18 protein-coding genes, 2 pseudogenes and 2 riboswitches are annotated in these 16797 nt (G+C 71.8%); of the genes and pseudogenes, 6 read left to right on the top strand and 14 right to left on the bottom strand.

Features of this window, described 5'->3' with window-relative positions:
* From BIV23_RS29520 to BIV23_RS29500, 6 genes are all read right to left on the bottom strand, one after another.
* The coding region (locus BIV23_RS29520) for an LCP family protein (protein WP_071384031.1) at nt 1-1248 on the bottom strand (1248 nt) is incomplete at its 3' end.
* Between the two features lie 339 nt (nt 1249-1587).
* Nucleotides 1588-1725: a glycosyltransferase family protein gene (locus tag BIV23_RS50605; RefSeq protein ID WP_177240079.1), complete on the bottom strand. Its 138-nt coding sequence runs from the start codon at nt 1723-1725 to the stop codon at nt 1588-1590.
* A 109-nt stretch (nt 1726-1834) separates the two neighbouring features.
* Nucleotides 1835-2317 (bottom strand): DUF1877 family protein, encoded by a 483-nt coding sequence (locus BIV23_RS29515; RefSeq protein ID WP_071384030.1) that lies wholly within the window; start codon nt 2315-2317, stop codon nt 1835-1837.
* Between the two features lie 72 nt (nt 2318-2389).
* Entirely contained in the window at nt 2390-3382 is a 993-nt protein-coding gene (locus BIV23_RS29510; RefSeq protein WP_071384029.1) for a HEAT repeat domain-containing protein, read from the bottom strand.
* Nucleotides 3376-4020, bottom strand: coding sequence for a HEAT repeat domain-containing protein (locus tag BIV23_RS29505; RefSeq protein ID WP_245790693.1), 645 nt, complete (start codon nt 4018-4020; stop codon nt 3376-3378). The genes BIV23_RS29510 and BIV23_RS29505 overlap by 7 nt, the downstream gene beginning before the upstream one ends.
* Before the next feature lie 120 nt (nt 4021-4140).
* Nucleotides 4141-5028 carry a helix-turn-helix transcriptional regulator gene (locus BIV23_RS29500; protein ID WP_071384027.1) on the bottom strand — a complete coding sequence of 296 codons (888 nt, stop codon included), beginning with the start codon at nt 5026-5028 and terminating at the stop codon, nt 4141-4143.
* 193 nt (nt 5029-5221) lie between these two features.
* Here BIV23_RS29500 and BIV23_RS29495 point away from each other — a divergent pair, with 193 nt between their 5' ends.
* Both BIV23_RS29495 and BIV23_RS29490 read left to right on the top strand, forming a co-directional pair.
* Nucleotides 5222-6238 (top strand): zinc-dependent alcohol dehydrogenase family protein, encoded by a 1017-nt coding sequence (locus tag BIV23_RS29495; protein ID WP_071384026.1) that lies wholly within the window; start codon nt 5222-5224, stop codon nt 6236-6238.
* A gap of 40 nt (nt 6239-6278) precedes the next feature.
* On the top strand, nt 6279-6689 hold the full coding sequence (locus BIV23_RS29490; RefSeq protein WP_071384025.1) for a (R)-mandelonitrile lyase: 411 nt from the start codon (nt 6279-6281) through the stop codon (nt 6687-6689).
* Nucleotides 6690-6719: 30 nt separating this feature from the next.
* On the opposite strand, the pseudogene BIV23_RS29485 reads toward BIV23_RS29490, so the two are convergent.
* Nucleotides 6720-7196 (bottom strand): annotated as a pseudogene (locus BIV23_RS29485) (YbfB/YjiJ family MFS transporter); the annotation flags it as partial.
* 8 nt (nt 7197-7204) lie between these two features.
* Between BIV23_RS29485 and BIV23_RS29480 the strand changes: the two are divergent.
* On the top strand, nt 7205-7405 hold the full coding sequence (locus tag BIV23_RS29480; RefSeq protein ID WP_071384024.1) for a type 2 periplasmic-binding domain-containing protein: 201 nt from the start codon (nt 7205-7207) through the stop codon (nt 7403-7405).
* 138 nt (nt 7406-7543) lie between these two features.
* The gene (locus tag BIV23_RS29475; protein WP_071384023.1) at nt 7544-7903 is read left to right on the top strand and encodes a PASTA domain-containing protein; all 360 of its coding nucleotides are present in this window, start codon (nt 7544-7546) and stop codon (nt 7901-7903) included.
* A gap of 141 nt (nt 7904-8044) precedes the next feature.
* On the opposite strand, the gene BIV23_RS29470 is transcribed toward BIV23_RS29475, so the two are convergent.
* Entirely contained in the window at nt 8045-8446 is a 402-nt protein-coding gene (locus BIV23_RS29470; RefSeq protein ID WP_071384022.1) for an ArsR/SmtB family transcription factor, read from the bottom strand.
* Nucleotides 8447-8487: 41 nt separating this feature from the next.
* Nucleotides 8488-8708, top strand: a riboswitch (cobalamin riboswitch).
* A 27-nt stretch (nt 8709-8735) separates the two neighbouring features.
* On the opposite strand from BIV23_RS29470, the gene nicT reads away from it, so the two are divergent.
* Nucleotides 8736-9848, top strand: coding sequence for a Nickel transporter NicT (gene nicT / locus BIV23_RS29465; protein WP_071384039.1), 1113 nt, complete (start codon nt 8736-8738; stop codon nt 9846-9848).
* 208 nt (nt 9849-10056) lie between these two features.
* On the opposite strand, the gene BIV23_RS29460 is transcribed toward nicT, so the two are convergent.
* The 5 genes and pseudogenes from BIV23_RS29460 to crcB (BIV23_RS29445) all read right to left on the bottom strand — a co-directional run bounded on the left by BIV23_RS29460 (nt 10057) and on the right by crcB (BIV23_RS29445) (nt 13064).
* Nucleotides 10057-10563 (bottom strand): inorganic diphosphatase, encoded by a 507-nt coding sequence (locus tag BIV23_RS29460; RefSeq protein WP_079173467.1) that lies wholly within the window; start codon nt 10561-10563, stop codon nt 10057-10059.
* 3 nt (nt 10564-10566) lie between these two features.
* Nucleotides 10567-10632, bottom strand: a riboswitch (Fluoride riboswitch).
* Nucleotides 10633-10832: 200 nt separating this feature from the next.
* Complete coding sequence (locus BIV23_RS29455; protein ID WP_071384038.1) at nt 10833-12041, bottom strand: MFS transporter; 1209 nt, start codon at nt 12039-12041, stop codon at nt 10833-10835.
* 8 nt (nt 12042-12049) lie between these two features.
* Nucleotides 12050-12424, bottom strand: a complete 375-nt coding sequence (crcB, locus tag BIV23_RS29450; protein ID WP_071384020.1) for a fluoride efflux transporter CrcB — start codon at nt 12422-12424, stop codon at nt 12050-12052.
* Nucleotides 12421-12549 (bottom strand): annotated as a pseudogene (locus tag BIV23_RS49775) (DUF190 domain-containing protein); the annotation flags it as partial. The gene crcB (BIV23_RS29450) and the pseudogene BIV23_RS49775, both read right to left, overlap by 4 nt.
* A gap of 26 nt (nt 12550-12575) precedes the next feature.
* Complete coding sequence (crcB, locus tag BIV23_RS29445; RefSeq protein WP_071384019.1) at nt 12576-13064, bottom strand: fluoride efflux transporter CrcB; 489 nt, start codon at nt 13062-13064, stop codon at nt 12576-12578.
* A gap of 654 nt (nt 13065-13718) precedes the next feature.
* On the opposite strand from crcB (BIV23_RS29445), the gene BIV23_RS29440 reads away from it, so the two are divergent.
* Complete coding sequence (locus tag BIV23_RS29440; protein ID WP_071384018.1) at nt 13719-13958, top strand: hypothetical protein; 240 nt, start codon at nt 13719-13721, stop codon at nt 13956-13958.
* An 85-nt stretch (nt 13959-14043) separates the two neighbouring features.
* Here BIV23_RS29440 and BIV23_RS29435 read toward each other — a convergent pair whose 3' ends face one another.
* Entirely contained in the window at nt 14044-16719 is a 2676-nt protein-coding gene (locus BIV23_RS29435) for a WD40/YVTN/BNR-like repeat-containing protein (protein ID WP_071384017.1), read from the bottom strand.
* Nucleotides 16720-16797 lie beyond the last annotated feature (78 nt).

The raw sequence follows: 16797 nt of genomic DNA, 5'->3' as shown, positions 1-16797 counted from the left end.
CAGGCCGAGCGCCTTGGCGACGGTCTGTGCCTCCCCCTTCTGGCCGCTGCCGTACGTCAGCGTGGTCGTCGCCGCGGGGCTGGGGGCGTTGGCGGTGGTGGTGGCGGAGCTGAAGCCCTGGTCGGTCAGGGCGGTCGCGATCTGCGAGGCGCGGCCGGTGACCGGGGTGCCGTTCTCCACCGTCACCGCGATCTGTGCCGCCGGCACCGCCGAGGCGGTGGGCTTCGCCGTCGCCGAGGCCGCCGACGACTTCTCGCCTGAACCGGTCGTCAGGGACTGGTCGTTGGCGATCGTGGAGAACAGGGTCCGCGCCCCCGGCCCCACGACCACCCGGTCCTTGTTGTTCGGATCGGGGGCGGTCTGCATGGTCGTGAACGTCATCCGCTTCGTGGACACCTTGTCCACGTCCGAGGCGAGCGAGATCAGCTTCTTCACCGTGCCCAGACCGTCGTCCACGGTCAGCGCCTTGGTCGCCGCGTCGGCGAGGCCGTAGACCGCCGTGGGATCGGTGAGCGTGCCCGCGCTCTTGAAGTTGCGCATCATCGCGCTGAGGAACAGGTGCTGGGTCGTCGTACGGCCCAGGTCGCTGCCGTCGCCGAACCCGTGCCGCGAACGCACGAACTCCAGCGCCGCCTCGCCCTTGAGGGTGTGATCGCCCTTGGACAGCTTCAGGTGCGAGTACGTGTCGTAGACGTTGTCACTGACACAGACGGAGACGCCGCCGATGGCGTCCGACATCTTCACCACGCCGGAGAAGTCGAGCTTGACGAAGTGGTCGATCGGGATGCCCGTGAGCTGGTGGACGGTGGCCACCTGACAGGCGGGGCCGTACGTCAGCGCGCTGTTGATCTGGCCGTAGTAGCCGGGCGTCGACTGGCCGGAGCCGGCGTCCGTGCAGGCGGGCACCTTGGTCATGGTGTCGCGCGGGATGCTCATCACCGTGGCGTTGGAGCGGTCGGCGGAGATGTGCACCACCATCTCCACGTCCGCGTTGCCGTTGCCCGACTGCACACCGGTCTGCGAACAGCCGCCGCCCAGCTTGCAGTCCTCCGCGCTGGTGCGCCCGTCCGAGCCTATGACCAGGATGTTGATCGGGGTGCGGCCGAACGCGTCGGCCTTCTCCGTGCCGCCCTTGCCGTCGAGCGCGAGGCTGTGGATGTTGCCGTTCAGGTGCTCGTAGAACCACCAGCCCGCACCGGCCGTGACCAGGATGAGCAGCGACGTGCCGATGGCGAGGACCTTCAGCACCCGCCTGACGCGCCCCGCCCGACGACCCGGGCGACCGCGCCCGGCAGCGCGCGAGCGGCCGTCCGTCCGGGCCCCGGTCCTGCCGCCCCGCCGACGCCGTCCCTCGGCCTCGGTCGCCCGCGCCCCGGGGACCCGCGCGCTGCGGTTCCGCGTCGCCTGGCGGCCTGGGCCGTCCCACGGGTCACTCATCTCCCACTCCCATGAACGGTCAGGCCTCCGGTCCGGGCCGTCAGGGGTACGGCCGGACGCGTGCGGCATGTGTAGAACAGGACGCGGCGCCGTCCCGAATGGTTGCACAGTTGCGCAATCTAACAAACCTTCGGCTCGGTCTGACCCCCCTCAGCGCTCCGGCATGCACTCGGCGAGGCCGAACAGGCCGCGGTCGAGGTTGAAGCCGACCAGGTACTCGATGTGCTGCCAACGGCCCAGCAGGCCAGGGCGGTTGACGACCTTGGTGTTGCCCGAGACCCCCCCCACGCGGGGGGCCGGCGGAGGGCAACCAGATCCTCGCCGTACGCTCCACCGCTTCCGTCCGTCCGCTCGAAGAGAGCGCGACGGGCCGGACCTGTTACGCCTCACCCACGGCTCACACCTCAGGCAGCCATTTCACCACCGCGTCTCCGCATGCGGCCGTCGTCGCGTAGAACGCCCTCAGCTCCTGGTGCGCCGCCGCGAACGCGCCCCACGTCGCGGACTCCGCGGCCGGGCCGCCGTAGCGCGGCAGCAGTTCGCCCCGGGCGAAGTCCCACAGTGCGTCGAAGTCGGCCTCCGTCAGGAACCCGGCCACCCGGCGGGCCTGCGCCGCCGTCAGCACCAGGAGCGGCGGCTTGTGCCGGTCGGCGCGGAACACGGGCCGGCCGCCCAGCACCACCTGGGCCCGGGGCAGGTTCCCGGGGACCTGCGGCGGAGCGCCGGCGTAGATGCGCTCCTGGTCCAGATACCGCCTGTCCAGCACCTCCTCACGGTGCCGGCCGGTCTCCACGTCGCTGTCGAAAAGCCGTTCCAGCCAGGTCGCGCTGTTGCGCAGTGCCGGGGGCGGCACCGCTCGCAGACGGAGATAGTGACTCATGCCACAAGGAGCGCACGGGAGTGCCCGAGCATCACCCGGCCGGACGCGCCGGCGCACGGTCGGTGCGAAACCTCACCCGAGGAAGGCCGAGGCGACGAGTGCGACGGCGCGGTCGTCGTCGTGTGCCAGTCGGCGCAGGACCTCCTGCACGGTGGTCCCCGGCAGCTCGACCAGCGCCTGGACCAGCCGTATCCGCGTGGCGGAGTCCGCGGTGGGCGCGGCCAGTTCGTCGACCAGTGCGGTCATGATCCGGTCACCGCTGCCGGGGTCCTGGGACAGGGTCCCCAGGATCTCCGCCGCGTCGACGTCGTTGAGGCCTTCGACCACCATACGGACCAGTGTCGGCACGGCCTCGGTCGCACCGCTCCTGCCCAGCGCCAGAGCGGCGTGCCCGCGCACCGTCGGGTCCGGGTCCCGGAGCGCCTCCGTGAGCACCGCGGTCGCACCCGGGGCCTCGGGCAGCTCGGCGATGGCCAGCACCGCACGCCGCCGGACGTCGGCGTCCTGCGCGTGCAGGCCGGCGGCCAGTGTCCCCAGCCCGTCGCCGCCCGACCGGGCGAGCGCCCAGCGCAGGGCGCCCGCGACGTTGGGGTCGGACTCGGCCAGGACCGCGTCGGCCAGCAGCTCGGCGGGAACCGGCCCGCCCTCCGGCCGGGCCAGGACGGCCTGCTGTCTGCGCGCGGCGCTGGTCGAGCCGAGTCCTTGCATGAGCTCCACGATGCCCAGGACGTCCTGCCAGCCGGTGGGGGCCGACGCATCGATCGTGCGGAGCCGCTCCAGCAGCTCCCGTTCCCGCTCGATGCGGTCCTCCGTCCACCGGATGAGGTCGCCGACCAGGGCGGACGGCGTGAACGCGGGGTCCTCCAGCGCGCGCCCGACCTGCTGGAGAGAGAGCCCGAGGGACCGCAGGCTCTCCACGTGGAAGATCCTGCGGACGTCGTCGGCGGCGTACTCGCGGTAGCCGCCGACGGTACGGCCGGTCGGCCGTACCAGCCCGAGGGCGTCGTAGTGCCGGAGCATCCGGGGGCTCACCCCCGAGCGGCGGGCCACTTCGCCGATCAGCACGCCGCGGCCTGCGCCGACCCGGCCGGGCCGAGTGCGACGACTCGCTTCGCCTCGTCGACGGCCGCGTCGAAACCGGTCTCCGGGTTCTGCCGGAGCAGTTCGGTGGCACGGGCGTGCGCGGCCACCGCCGGGTCGGGGTTCGCCGCGGCCTTCGCCAGGGCGGGCCCGGTCACGTCGCCGAGGTCGACGAGGGCCCGGCTCAGGCTCAGCCGCACCTCGCGGTCGCCGCGGCCGAGCTGCCCGGCCAGTTCGTCGGCCAGGTCCGTCTTCGCGTCCTCGGGTGCGAGGACGACCGCGACGCGCCACGCGGTCCGTGCGACCTCGTCGTCGGCGTCGCGCAGCATGCCGCGCGTGATCCAGGCCCACGCGCCCTTCTCGCCGATCTTGGAGAGCGTGTGCAACGCCTGGCTGCGGGCCTGGGTGCGCTCGGAGTCCAGTTCCCGGCGCATCCGGGGCAGGGTGATCTCCGGCGAGAGCCGGGTCAGCGCCCAGGACAGCATGTCGCGCACGAAGAAGTCCGGCTCGACCGCGCATCGCTCGACGAGCGCCTCCAGGAGTCCGGGGTCGGGGTTCGAGCCGACCGCCAGGGCCGCCTGCAGTCGGGCCGACGTGTCCTCGGCGCCCAGGGCTTCGGCCATGCGGGCATGCTGCGCGGTTCGGTTTGTCGGGTTGATCGGGACCACCTCCTGCACCCAGCGGACACCTTGTCACTATGTCAAGGTCAAGCCCGTGCGCGGCGGAGTGGGGCTCCGGTCGCCTCAGCCGGTGGAATGCCGCGTCGAGGCGTCGGCCTCTTCGGTGGCGGCCCAGGAGGCGAGCAGGCGCAGCCGCTCCTCGGAGGGCGAGCCGGGTTCGGCGGTGTAGATGGTCAGGGTGAGGCCGGGTTCGGCGGCCATCTCCAGGCCCTCGAAGGCGAGGGTGACCTCGCCGACGGCCGGATGGTGGAACCGTTTGGTGCCGGTGCCGTGGCGGCGGACGTCGTGGGCGCCCCAGCGGGTGCGGAACTCCTCGCTGCGGGTGGACAGCTCGCCGACGAGGTCGTGCAGGTCCTTGTCGTGCGGGTCGCGGCCGGCTTCGGCGCGCAGGATGGCCACCGCCATGTCGGCGAAGAGCTCCCAGTCGGGGTAGAAGCGTCGGGAGGCGGGGTCGAGGAAGTTGAAGCGGGCCAGGTTCGCCTGGTTGCGGGGGTCGGCGTGGATGTCGGCGTAGAAGGCGCGGGCGAGCCGGTTGGCGGCGAGGATGTCCATGCGGCCGTTGCGCACGAACGCGGGTCCGGCGGTGATCGCGTCCAGGGTCCACTGCAGGCTGCGGTGCGGGGTCCACTGCCGGGTGGTACGGCGCCGTGGGCGGGTGAGGGCGTCGGAGCCGTCGGCGGCCTGGGCCAGATGGAGGAGATGGGCGCGTTCGGCGTCGTCGAGCTGCAGGACGCGGGCGACGGCTTCGAGGACGGCCGGGGAGACACCGGCGAGGTTGCCCCGCTCCAGCTTCGCGTAGTACTCGACGCTCATGTCAGCCAGCGCCGCGACCTCGCTCCTGCGCAGCCCCGGCACACGGCGCCGGGACCCGGCGGGCAGCCCTGCCCGCTCCGGGGTGATCTTCGCTCGCCGCGAGGTGAGGAACTCGCGGACCTCGTCACGGTTGTCCACACCTCGACCGTACGGCCTGCCCGCCACGGGAGGGATGTACTGGCAGTACACCTCTCACCGGTAACTCGCTGCCCGCGCGGAAACCCGGTTACCTGGAGGACGTGGCACCGGCACGGGCGGCCACACGAGGCCGCGGCCGCGGCCGCACAGGGCGCGGCAGCAGCCCGCCCCTCAGCACGTAAGGACTTCTCTCATGCGCGGAGCAGTGATCCACGCCCCCGGCGATGTGCGCTTCGAGGCCCTCGACGACCCGAAGATCCTCAAGCCGACCGACGCGATCATCCGGACGGCCGTCACCTGTGTGTGCGGCTCCGACCTGTGGCCCTACCGCGGCCTGGACGCGACCGACGAGGCACATCCGATGGGCCATGAGTACGTCGGCTTCGTGGAGGAGGTGGGCAGCGAGGTCACCGCGGTCAGGCCGGGCCAGTTCGTCGTCGGCTCCTTCGCCACCTCCGACAACACCTGCGCCAACTGTCGCAACGGCTGGCAGTCCAACTGCCTGAACCGCGAGTTCATGAGCACCTGCCAGGCCGAGTACGTGCGCATCCCCCACGCCCAGGGCACCCTGGTCGCCACCGACGAGCACCCGGCCGAGGAGTTCTGGCCCGGCCTGCTCGCCGTCTCCGATGTGATGGGCACCGGCTGGTACGCCGCGCTGGCCGCGGAGGTGAAGCCGGGCTCCACCGCCGTGGTGGTGGGCGACGGCGCGGTCGGCCTGTGCGGGGTGATCGCGGCGAAGGAGCTCGGCGCGGAGCGCGTCATCGCGATGAGCCGCCACGCGAGCCGTCAGCAGCTCGCCCGGGAGTTCGGCGCCACCGACATCGTCACCGAGCGGGGCGAGGAGGGCGTCGCCCGCGTCAAGGACCTCACCGACGGGATCGGCGCCGACGCGGTGCTGGAGTGCGTCGGCACCGCCCAGGCGATGCGGCAGGCCCTGCACTCGGCGCGGCCGGGCGGCAACGTCGGTTTCGTCGGCGTCCCGCACGAGGTGGCGATCGACGGACAGGAGCTGTTCTTCTCCCACGTCGGCCTGCGCGGCGGCCCGGCGCCCGTCCGACGCTACCTGCCCGACCTGATCGACCGTGTCCTGACCGGCCGGATCGACCCGGGCCGGGTCTTCGATCTCACCCTGCCCCTGGCGCAGGTCGCGGAGGGCTACCGGGCCATGGACGAACGCCGCGCCATCAAGGCACTCCTCAAGCCCTGACCCCGTCCCCGTCCCGGCGAACGACACAGAAAGTACGACCTTGCAGATCACCCGAAGCTCGATCGACACCGTCAAGGGCCCGGCCGACTGGTTCACCGGCGACGTCTACATCGACGCCGTCGCCGCCGCGCCCGCACCGTCCCGGGTCAGCGCCAACCTGGTGCACTTCATGCCCGGCGCGCGCACCCACTGGCACCGCCACCCGCTGGGCCAGACCGTCTTCGTCACCGAGGGGGTCGGCCTGTGCCAGCGCCGGGGCGGGCCGATCGAGGTCATCCGTCCCGGCGACCGCGTCCTGTTCGAGGCCGGCGAGGAGCACTGGCACGGGGCCGCGCCGCACCGCCTGATGGTCCACGTGGCCATCAACGAGAGCGACAGCGACCACGACGTCGTGCACTGGCTGACGCCCGTCACCGACGAGGAGTACGCCGCCGCCCCGGCCGTCGGCTGACACTCGGCGACGACTTCTCGCGCACGGCTGTCAGGCCACCGCCGTGGCGGGGCCCAGCCGGTGCGGGAAGCGGACGCAGACGGCGGCGGCCGCGAGGGCGGACAGCACCACCATCGCGCTGCCCAGCAGGAGCGCCTGATGGTATCCATGGCTCGGCAGCGGGGCGGCGAGCAGCGGGCCGAGGATCTGGCCGACGCTGTATCCGACGGTCAACAGGGCGACCGCGCGCGGCACTTGGAGGTCGGCGCCGATCGACAGGGCCATGGCGCTGACGCCCATGAAGGTGGCCCCGAAGAGAACGGCGGAGACGAGGGTGGGCGCCGCCCCGCCGAGCAGCGCGGGCAGGGCGACGCCGACGGCCTGCACGCTCAGCGCGGTGAGCAGCAGCGCGGGCCTGGACCAGCGGCGGGCCGGCCGGGTCCACAGGGCGCACGAGGGCAGGGCGGCCAGTCCGACCACGATCCAGGCGCCGCTGCCGAGGCCGCCGCCCGCGCTCTGCCGCAGGGCTGGAGACGGTGGCCGCGAACCGGGGCATCGGCATCGTCCCGGAGGTCGCGCGGCGCCGTACCCGGCACCCGGCGCTCCGCTGCATCCCGCTCACCGGCGCGCCGGCCAGCCCCGTCAGCCTGGTCCACTTCCCCGACGCCCGGCGGAGCCTGGTCCGCCGATTCCTCGAAGCCGCAGTGCGGGAGGCTCAGGGGGCAGAGCCGCGATGAGCACAGGGTGCTCCACCCGGACCCGCCGGACCCGCGCAGGCCACTGCGGACGGCAGAGCCGAAGGCCGCTCGTGCTGGCTAGGATCTTCGTGCGCAGGGGAACCGCAGGGGCGGCACCGCGAAGCCTGGGAGTAGAGCGTGAGGAAGTACATCTGCGGTGCGGCGCTCCTGCTCGCGGTCGTGCCGGCGCTGGCCGGTTGCGGCGCTTCGGGGCAGGGCGCACCCGCGCCGGTCGCGACAGGCCCGGTGACGATGCCCGATCTGACGGGGCAGAACGCCGAGAAGGCCGAGGACCGGCTGGAGAAGCTCGGTGTGCCCAAGAGCCGGATCGAGCTGCGGGCGGATGACGGACACCACGTCGTGGTGCTGGCGGCATCGAACTGGGACGTGAACACCCAGTCGGTGAAGGCGGGTGCGCAGCTCGGAGTGAAGCAGGTGCTCGTGCTCGGCGTGGGCAAGCCGACGTGGCGCGAGCGTCATCACGGCCACCTGCTCTGACGGGCGTTGCGCGAGGCGACTGGACGGCTCGCCGGGCCGTCTCGGTGACACCGGTGATCACCGGGACGAGCCGAAGCGGGTGGCTGCGGGTAGTACTGCGCGAGGCCGACGGCAACCGTGCGCAGCCGCGGATCGTCACTGTCACCCTGTGCCGCTTGCTCCTCCCGACCGTGTGCCGTCGGCGTTCGCGTCGTGTGCCGTGCAGTGCTTCAGCAAGGCCGCGATCTGGCCGTCGACGAGCCGGTAGCGCACGATCCGGCCGTCCTTCTCGCCCTGGACGATGCCTGCGGTCCGCAGCAGGCGCAGCGCCTGGGACACGGCGGTGTCCCGCATGCCGGTGGCGATGGCCAGGTCCGAGACGGCGATCGGGCCGGCCTCGTGGAGGGCGAGCAGCAGGGACAGGCGCCCGGGATCGGAGAGCAGGGAGAAGCAGTCGGCCCAGGCGCGTACCGCCTCGGGCTCGCCGACGGCGGCGATGGCGTCGCAGACCCGGTGGCCGTCGATGGTCCGCTGCCCGGCACGTTCCGCGGGGACGAGATGCATGGACCCATCATCGCAGTCACCGGCTGCATACCTCATCAGTTGTGCAGCCTTGCAGCCGTGGCCTCCCGCCTTCTAGGGTGAGCGGGCCGTGGTGTTCGGGAAGACCGGTGACAGCCCCTCAGGGGCTCAGTCCGGAGCGGCCCTCGCCACTGTGATCGGGGAGCTCCCACCCCATGCGTTGCCACTGGCCTCACGGCCGGGAAGGCAGGGGCGGGCGCGGTGACCCGTCAGCCAGGAGACCGGCCACGGCAGCACGAAGCTGATCCACGAGGTGCTGGAGCGTGACCGTATGACCCTGCCCGAAGGCGTGCCCGAAACCGCCGCCCCTTCCCCTTCCTTCCGCTGGCGCCGCGAGGACACCCTCCGAACGGCCGGCCTCATGGCCGTGATCGCCGCTCTGCACGTGGTCGCGTTCGGGGTCCTCCTCCTGCTCGTCGTCCCGCGCCACTACGAGGTCGGGACCAAGGCGTTCGGCGTGGGCCTCGGCATCACGGCCTACACCCTCGGCATGCGGCACGCCTTCGACGCGGACCACATCGCCGCGATCGACAACACCACCCGCAAGCTGATGGCCGACGGCAAGCGGCCGGTGTCAGTGGGCTTCTGGTTCGCGCTCGGCCACTCCAGCGTGGTGGTCGTCATGGCCGCACTGGTCGCCGGCGGCGCCAGGCTCGCGGGCACCCTGATGAACGACGGCTCACGGACCCACCAGGTCCTCGGCACCGTGGGCACCACGGTCTCCGGCGGCTTCCTTTACCTCATCGCCGCCCTCAATCTCGTCGCGCTGGTCGGCATCGCGCGCGTCTTCACAGCGATGCGGGCCGGACGGTACGACGAGACGGAGCTGGAGGCGCACCTCGACTCGCGCGGTTTCATGAACCGCATCCTGGGCCGTCTCACCAAGTCGGTCCGCCGCCCCGGCCAGATGTTCCCCCTCGGCTTCCTCTTCGGTGTCGGCTTCGACACCACGACCGAGGTCCTGCTCCTCGCCCTGGCCGGCAACGGCGCCGCCGCGGGCCTGCCCTGGTACGCGGTCCTCTGCCTGCCCCTGCTCTTCGCCGCCGGCATGAGCCTGTTCGACACCCTCGACGGCACCTTCATGAACTTCGCCTACCAGTGGGCCTTCTCCAACCCCGTGCGCAAGGTGTTCTACAACCTCACCATCACCGGCCTGTCCATCGCCGTCGCCTTCTTCGTCGGCACCATCGAGCTGGTCGGCGTCCTGCACGACAAGCTCGGCCTGAGCGACGACGTCACGGGCTGGATCGCGGGCCTGGACCTGGACAACGTCGGCTACGTCATCGTCGGCCTCTTCGTGGTCGTCTGGGCCCTGGCCATCGGTTACTGGCGCCTGGCCAAGGTCGAGGAGCGCTGGAACGCCCGCGCCGCGGACGCGGGCTGATCCGGCTCGGCCTGCCAGCGGACGACCTTCCTGTAGCCCCAGGTCGGCGGCCTGGGGCTACACCGTGTGCGCAGGACGCTTCCCGCACGAGAGGCCCCGAGTCGCCGGGGACAGCAGGGCCGTGCCGAGGAGCCCGGCCACCGTGCGGGTTCCCCGGCGACCGACGGGCCGTCGCCCTTCGCAGCCTCGTGCGACCCGGCATCGCTCCTCAATCGAGGCATCCCGTGAGCCGTTCGTAGGCGTGCCGGGCGTCGCTGATCAGATGCTCGGCCTCGGCACGGGTGCCGCAGTCATTGGCGTTGCCGACGGGCTGGTGTCGCAGGCGTGCCAGGACGGCGGCCCAGGCGTCGCCTCCGGCGTGCCAGCGGGGCAGGTCGTCCGTGTCCACGAGGTCGATGAAGGAAGGATCCTCGGCCACGCACAGCAGCACCGGAGCAGCGGGTGCGGACTCGGTGCCGACGCGGTGCAGGACGCCCAGAGGCCAGGCCCGAACGCCGGCGCCGGCGAGGGCGGGTTCGCGCATCAGCACCAGGGCGTCCAAGGGGTGTCCGTCGGTGTCGAGGGTGTCCGGGACACAGCCGTGTCCGACCGGCCAGCCCCCTCGGCCGAGGCAGCCGGAAACACCGTCGCCGGACTTGCGGATGGTGGACGATGCGGTGGAGTCGATGTCGACGGTGATCCGGGGCATGGCCCTGACCTCCTCAGTCGCGAGCATGGTCAGCGGGTAGAGGCCATCAGCACCCCAGGGGTGCGGTTGGCGGCGAGCCCCATCGCCGGATACCAGCAGTTTCCTGCCGCACGGCCGGCGCGGCAACCAGCCGGGCGGGGGGGCCGCCGGGCCTTTGCGGGGTACGGATCGGGTTCGCACCGACGGTCCCTGCCTGACGGCCGGAGACCACGATGATCAGGGACGCCGGACACGTGCCCGCCAAGTACAACCGCCTCATCGGCATCGCCGAAGCCGATCCATGACTCGCCGGCGGCTCAGCGCCGATCGACCCGGGTGACGGCCAGCAGCACCACGGCCAGCACCTGAATGGCGACGACGACCGTGATCAGTGCGGGGATCGAGTAGCCGTACAGTCCGCCGGTCAGCGCACCGCCGGCCAGACTCGCCGCGCCTACCACGCCGGCGAACAGGCCGTACGCGGTCGCCCGCCGTCCGCTGGGCACCAGGTCCGCGACCGTCGCGCGCAGGGTGGACTCCTGGATGCCCATGGCCGCGCCCCACACCAGCGATCCGGCCGCAGCGATCGCGACCGTGTCGGTGAACGCCAGCGCCACCACCGCGGCGGTCAGCACGGGCAGCGCGACCAGCACGCGCGGGCCGATCCGGTCGTAGAGCCACCCCGTGGCCAGCGCCGCGACCGCGTCCACCGCCATCGCCGCCGCGTACAGCACCGGGACCCACGCGGCGGACAGCAGATGGCGCTGGACGAGGTGGTAGGAGAGCACGCCGAAGGTGGCGAAGCCGGTCGTGGTGGCCGCGGTGAACGCGGCATACGTCCAGAACGCCCTCGGCAGCCGCTCGTCCTGCGCCGCGGGGACAGCGGGCGCTGAGGCGTGCATCTCACGCTCGTACGCTTCCGGGTCCGGTACCCGGGCGCGCAGCCGGAACAGCAGCAGCAGTACGGCGATGCCGGGGACGGCGAGCACACCCAGCGCCGGCCCGTAGTCGTTCCCGGTCAGTGCCAGCACGCCCGCCACCAGCAGCGGGCCGACCAGGGCGCCGATCTGGTCCAGCGCCTCGTGGACGGCGAAGCCCCGCCCGCGACCGGTGGCGGCGGTGGCATGCGACAGCAGCGTGTCCTTCGCGGGCGAACGCACCGCCTTGCCGACCCGCTCGGCGATCACCAGCACGCACGCCGCCCACAGCACCCCGGCCACACCCAGCAGCGGCACCGAGACGACCGTCAGGGCGTACCCGGCGATCGCCAGCCCCCAAAAGCGCCGGGTGCGGTCCGCCATGGGCCCGGAGACCAGCCGCAGCCCCAGCGCGGCCGCCTCCCCCGCGCCCGTGACCACACCGACGACGAGGGAAGAGGCGCCCAGCGAGGCCAGCAGCGGGCCGGTGATCGAGCGGGCACCCTCGTACACGAAGTCCGCGAGCAGGCTGACCGTGCCGAACCACACCACGAACCGCCACGGCCCCATCCGGGCGGTCGGCCGGCCCGCCTCTCGCTCGTCGGGCATCGGCCGGTTCACGCCCACAACGCCTCCGCACATGACACCCCGACGAACGCCGCACCCAGGCCGGCCACCACACTGGCGACGACGTTGGCGGCAGCGAAGAACCTCGCCCCGTCCTCCGCCAGCCGCAGCGTCTCGTAGGAGAACGTCGAGTACGTGGTCAGCGCCCCGCACAGCCCAGTGCCGAGGAGCAACTGGACGTGGGACGACGCAGCCCCGGTCGCCACAGCACCCGACAGCAGGCCCAGGATCAGGCAGCCGACCACGTTCACGGTGAACGTGCCCCACGGGAACACCGTGTCGTGCCGCTTCTGCACCGCCCGGTCGGTCAGGTACCGCATCGGCGCACCCACCACGGCGCCACAGATCACGAGCAGCCAGTTCACGCCTTCTTCTCCCTGTCCACGTACCGGATGACCTCGCACTCGTCGAGGATCACCAAGCCGTTCACGACCAACTCGTCCAGCCGGGACAGGAAGTCCCGCACCCGGTCCTCGGTGAAGACCGTCACTCGCAGGCCACTGCCCGTCGGCCTTGTCACCGCTGCCTCCACGCCACCAGGCGGCGCGTCACCGTCGCCGCGAGCCATACCGCCGCCAGCGCCGCGCACAACGTCGCTGCCAGATACGCAAGCCCGGCCCGGGAGTGGCCACCGGCCACGAGCTTCTGAATGTCCAAGGCGTACGTGGAGAACGTGGTGAACCCGCCCAGTACCCCGGTCCCGAAGAACGGCCGGACCAGCCGGTGCGCCGCCCACACTTCCGTGATCAGCACCATGAACACGCCGATCACCGCACACCCGACGGCATTGACCCACAGCGTCGTCCAGGGGAAGGAACCCGCAGCGACCGGCCACACCATCGACGCCCCGTACCGGGCCGACGCCCCGACCGCCCCGCCGAGCGCCACCATCGCCACGATCGGCCCCTGTGCTCGCCAGGACTGCTGCTTCCGCTGGTCGGGCACGGGCAGATCGACGTAGGGATCCGTGGGTTCGTTCGTCGTGGTGGATCGCGGGGCTGTCATGAACGTACGTCTCCTACTCGCCGGGGCCCACGGGTATGCGGACACACTCCATCGCAAGTAGGGACTGTTGGCGGCACCGATGCCGCGGTTCGGGTACGGCGAGCCCCACCGCCGCGTCGTGATCACGGATCACGACCGACGACCAGGGTATCGCCACCCGAGGTCACCATGTGCCCCCGTCCATCACCCGGACGATCAGTCTGCCTTCACCGCCATGGAGCCGCCGCCGCGAACGATCGGCCCAGGAAACCGGACGCCGGACCAGAACGTCACAGTGGCGTGCGGCGACGTGAGGAGGCAGTTGTGGCGCTGAAGCAGCAAAGACGCAGGCCGGGACGCGGGAGGCCGTGGTCCGGGACCGCCGTCGTTGCGGTCGCCTGCCTTCTGACCGCCTGCGGGAGCAGCGGCGCACACTCCGGCTCCACGCCACCGCGTCCTTCCGGCGACCCGCACGCCACAACGCCGTCGGCAAGCGGTACGGGGGCGGCAGGACACCCAGCCTCGCCCTCCACGTCGCCATCGGCGACAACACCTCCTGGGACGCCGTCGTCGCCCCCGAGGGGCACCGCTACGGCCTCGGCCTCGTCGGGCTGCCTGGCAGGCTCCGCCACGATCAGGCACGGCGCCGGGGACGCCCCGGTCCACACCTTGTGTGTGCGGTCCGGTACGACGGTGACCGTCGTCCTGGAGCCCCGTGCCCAGGGCTCCTGGCCCCAGCCGCGCAGCAGTAATCCGATGCTGGCGCTGGTGACCTCCTCCGCCACCGACGGCAAGGGTGTCACCCGGGTCACGGTGCGGGCCGCGCGCATCGGATCGGCGTCCGTGGCCTGGGGTCCTGAGAGCGCACCGCTCTTCACGCTCCGGCTGAGTGTGGCGGCGTATCCGGTGCAGTGAACCCGGAAAGCCGGACGGCCGGTGCGTCCCCGAGAACGGGGTGCGCACCGGCCGTCGTCGTACGACAGGGCCGTACGGGTCGTGATCAGTCCTTACGGGCCTTGAGGCGCCGTACGTCGAAGGACCGGATGCCGCGTCCGTGGGTGGCGGCGTACAGCTTCCCGTCGGGGCCGAGGCGTAGCTGCATCACGGCCGTGGTGGGCAGGTCGTGCCCGAGGACCAGCCAGTTCGTGGCGCCGGCGGGGCGGTAGAAGGTGGCCAGGTCGGTGCCGAGGGCGAGGCCGCCGTTCGGCAGGAGCTTGACCGTGTCGGCGGGGACGTCGGGCAGGTTGGCGGAGATGTCCGTCCAGTTCGCGCCGCCGTCCTTGGACTCGAAGACGTGGCCGACGCCCGCGCCCGGCCCCTCGGTGAACCGACGCGAGAAGCCGTTGATCGCCACGTAGACGTGCTGGGCGTTCGCCGGGTCGACCTCGAAGCCGGAGACGTAGCGGTTCGGGATGGTGCCGTCGACCGGGAGGTTCAGCTGGTGCCAGCCGGTGCCGTCGGCGTTGCCGACGGCGATGCCGCGAGTGAAGCCCTGGTTGTTGCAGGGTCCGCACCAGCCGACGTACACCGTGCCGCCCGAGGACGCCACGGCCGTGGCGACGTGGCCCTCGCCGAGGTCGTACGCGTTGGTCCACTCCTTGCCGGAGCGAATGGCGTAGCCCTTGGTGTTCACCCACACGTGCCGGCCGCCCGCGATCCAGGTGTTGGAGTCCTTGGAGTCGGCGGCGATCGGCGCGATGAAGCGGGCGCCGGCCCCGCCCTGGTCCTTGTCCGGCGGGGCGACCTCGTACTCGGTGGCCTTCGTCGGATCCGTCGACCAGGAACCGTCGTTCACTCCGCAGTCCTGCGTCACCCACATGTCCAGGTAGACGTATTCCTGGGCGATGTTGCAGCCGTTGGCGGGGTCGGTGATGGTGTCGCCGCCGTCGCCGCCGAAGTTGGAGCCCATGACCTTGTCCCGGCCGCGCAGGATCGACTGACCGTTGTCCTGCAGACCGCCCGTGACCGAGACGCCGCCGTAGGTCAGGTCCTTGCCGATGCCCACGGAGTAGTACTGGAGGGCGTCGATCGTGCCGTCGTTGAGGGACTGCCAGTCCTTGGCGTGTCCGCCGGAGTCGACCGCGCCGTTCAGCGGGCGCCGGTAGATGCCGCCGTCGTTGCCGACGTACGCCCAGGTCTTGCCGTGGTAGCTGCCGATGGCGACCGCGTGCTGGTCGGAGTGGACGGTGGGCGAGCAGTCACCGGTCTGCTTGGCCGGGTCGTTGCTCCAGCAGGGGAAGGGGAAGTTCCAGTACGGGCCCGGAACGGTCCAGCTCTGGCCGCCGTTCTTGGTCTCGAAGACCTCTTCCAGGCCGAGGTAGACGTGGTCGGCGTTGGCCGGGTCGACCTGGAGGAACTGGTTGTACCAGGACTGGATGCCGGGCATGTAGCCGGCGGTCTGCAGGGCGGAGCCGGACGTCTTCAGCTTGGTGTAGTCGGCGATCTGCGTCCACGGCCCGAACGGCGAACCGTTCTTCGACACGTACACGCCCTTGAGCCCGCTGTCCGGGTTCGCGGCCATCTGCGCCGGCGACTGGTCGATGGCGTACAGACGCGAGCCGTCGGCCGCAGCGGCGAACGTCACGTTGCCGACGTCGGCGCTGCTGGTGGGCAGGTCACCGAGCCCGCTGACCGGCTTCCAGCTGCCGTCGTCCGCCTTCGCGTAGAGGCCGTTGTAGGTGTCGCCGCCACGCCAGCCGACCGCGAGGAGGACCTTGTTCGGGTCCTTGGGGTCGACGGCGATGTCGTTGGCGATGTTCTTGTACGGCGCGCTCGGGTCGTCCGCCTTCGAACCACCCGGCAGATAGTCCGGGTTGGGGGCGAACTCCTGCTTCCACGGCCCGGACAGGGTGGTCGTGGAGTGCGACCAGACGCCGGTGCTCGTGGCCGCCCACACCTTGGTGCCGGCGAAGCGGAGGGCGTGGATGACGGTGGACTCCAGTTCGGCGCCGCCCACGCGGTCACCGGGCTGGAACTGGCCGTGGCGCGGGTCCTTCAGGACGTACACGCCCGTACCGACGAAGGACGTCGCCCCGGTGTTGGACTCGCCCGTGGCGTACCAGAGCCGCTTCTGCCCGTCGAGGGCGAGGGTGCCCGTCGACAGGGACGGCAGCTTGTCCGAGATCGGCTTCCAGTGTCCGCCGCCGGTCGTGGAGCGGAAGACACCGCCGTTGGCGCCACCCGCGTACACATAGCCCTGGTCGTCCGCGGCGATCCCGGTGATCCGGCCGGTCACGTCGCCCGCGCCGCCGCTGGAGTTGGAGTTCACATCGCGGTAGCGCGGGTCGTCGGAGTTGTACGCCTTCTTGGTGACGTGGTCCCAGCCACCGGACGTGTGCCGCATCGACTGCAACTGCGCCCAGGCCGCCCCGTAGGCACCGGGCGCGACCACGCCGGGTGCGGTGCGGGCCTCGGTGAACTGGGCCGTCGACTCGGCGGAGTTCTCCGCCTCGTCGGATCCGCCGTCGTCACCCCCGGTCGCCGCGAGCGCGGACATGCCGTGGCCGGCGTGCACCGCCTTGATGTGCTCACGGCCCATGGCGGCCTGGTGGCGCGCCTGCCAGGGCCGTGGTCTGGTGTTGTTCGACGCCGCGAACGACTGGGTGCTTACCAGTCCGAACGCGGCCGCTACGACGGTGCAGGTTATGAACCGTCGCCGGTGCTTCGGGGGCAACATGCCCTCTCCTCCCTGCCTCGGGCATATGGGGGTGTCCCGACACAGAGGGGATCTTGGCGTGATCACAACAGCCGCACA

This window comes from Streptomyces monashensis (assembly GCF_001866665.1).
GTDB lineage: Bacteria > Actinomycetota > Actinomycetes > Streptomycetales > Streptomycetaceae > Streptomyces > Streptomyces monashensis.
This window is presented reverse-complemented; position numbering and strand designations above follow the sequence as displayed.

Bases quoted from the DNA above. Each gene is read 5' to 3' on its own strand.
- BIV23_RS29470 (WP_071384022.1), bottom strand. From the start codon at position 8,446: ATGCATCTCGTCCCCGCGGAACGTGCCGGGCAGCGGACCATCGACGGC.
- BIV23_RS29495 (WP_071384026.1), top strand. From the start codon at position 5,222: ATGCGCGGAGCAGTGATCCACGCCCCCGGCGATGTGCGCTTCGAGGCC.
- BIV23_RS29460 (WP_079173467.1), bottom strand. From the start codon at position 10,563: ATGCTCGCGACTGAGGAGGTCAGGGCCATGCCCCGGATCACCGTCGAC.
- nicT (WP_071384039.1), top strand. From the start codon at position 8,736: ATGACCCTGCCCGAAGGCGTGCCCGAAACCGCCGCCCCTTCCCCTTCC.
- BIV23_RS29515 (WP_071384030.1), bottom strand. From the start codon at position 2,317: ATGAGTCACTATCTCCGTCTGCGAGCGGTGCCGCCCCCGGCACTGCGC.
- BIV23_RS29435 (WP_071384017.1), bottom strand. From the start codon at position 16,719: ATGTTGCCCCCGAAGCACCGGCGACGGTTCATAACCTGCACCGTCGTA.
- crcB (WP_071384019.1), bottom strand. From the start codon at position 13,064: ATGACAGCCCCGCGATCCACCACGACGAACGAACCCACGGATCCCTAC.
- BIV23_RS29455 (WP_071384038.1), bottom strand. From the start codon at position 12,041: ATGCCCGACGAGCGAGAGGCGGGCCGGCCGACCGCCCGGATGGGGCCG.
- BIV23_RS29505 (WP_245790693.1), bottom strand. From the start codon at position 4,020: ATGGCCGAAGCCCTGGGCGCCGAGGACACGTCGGCCCGACTGCAGGCG.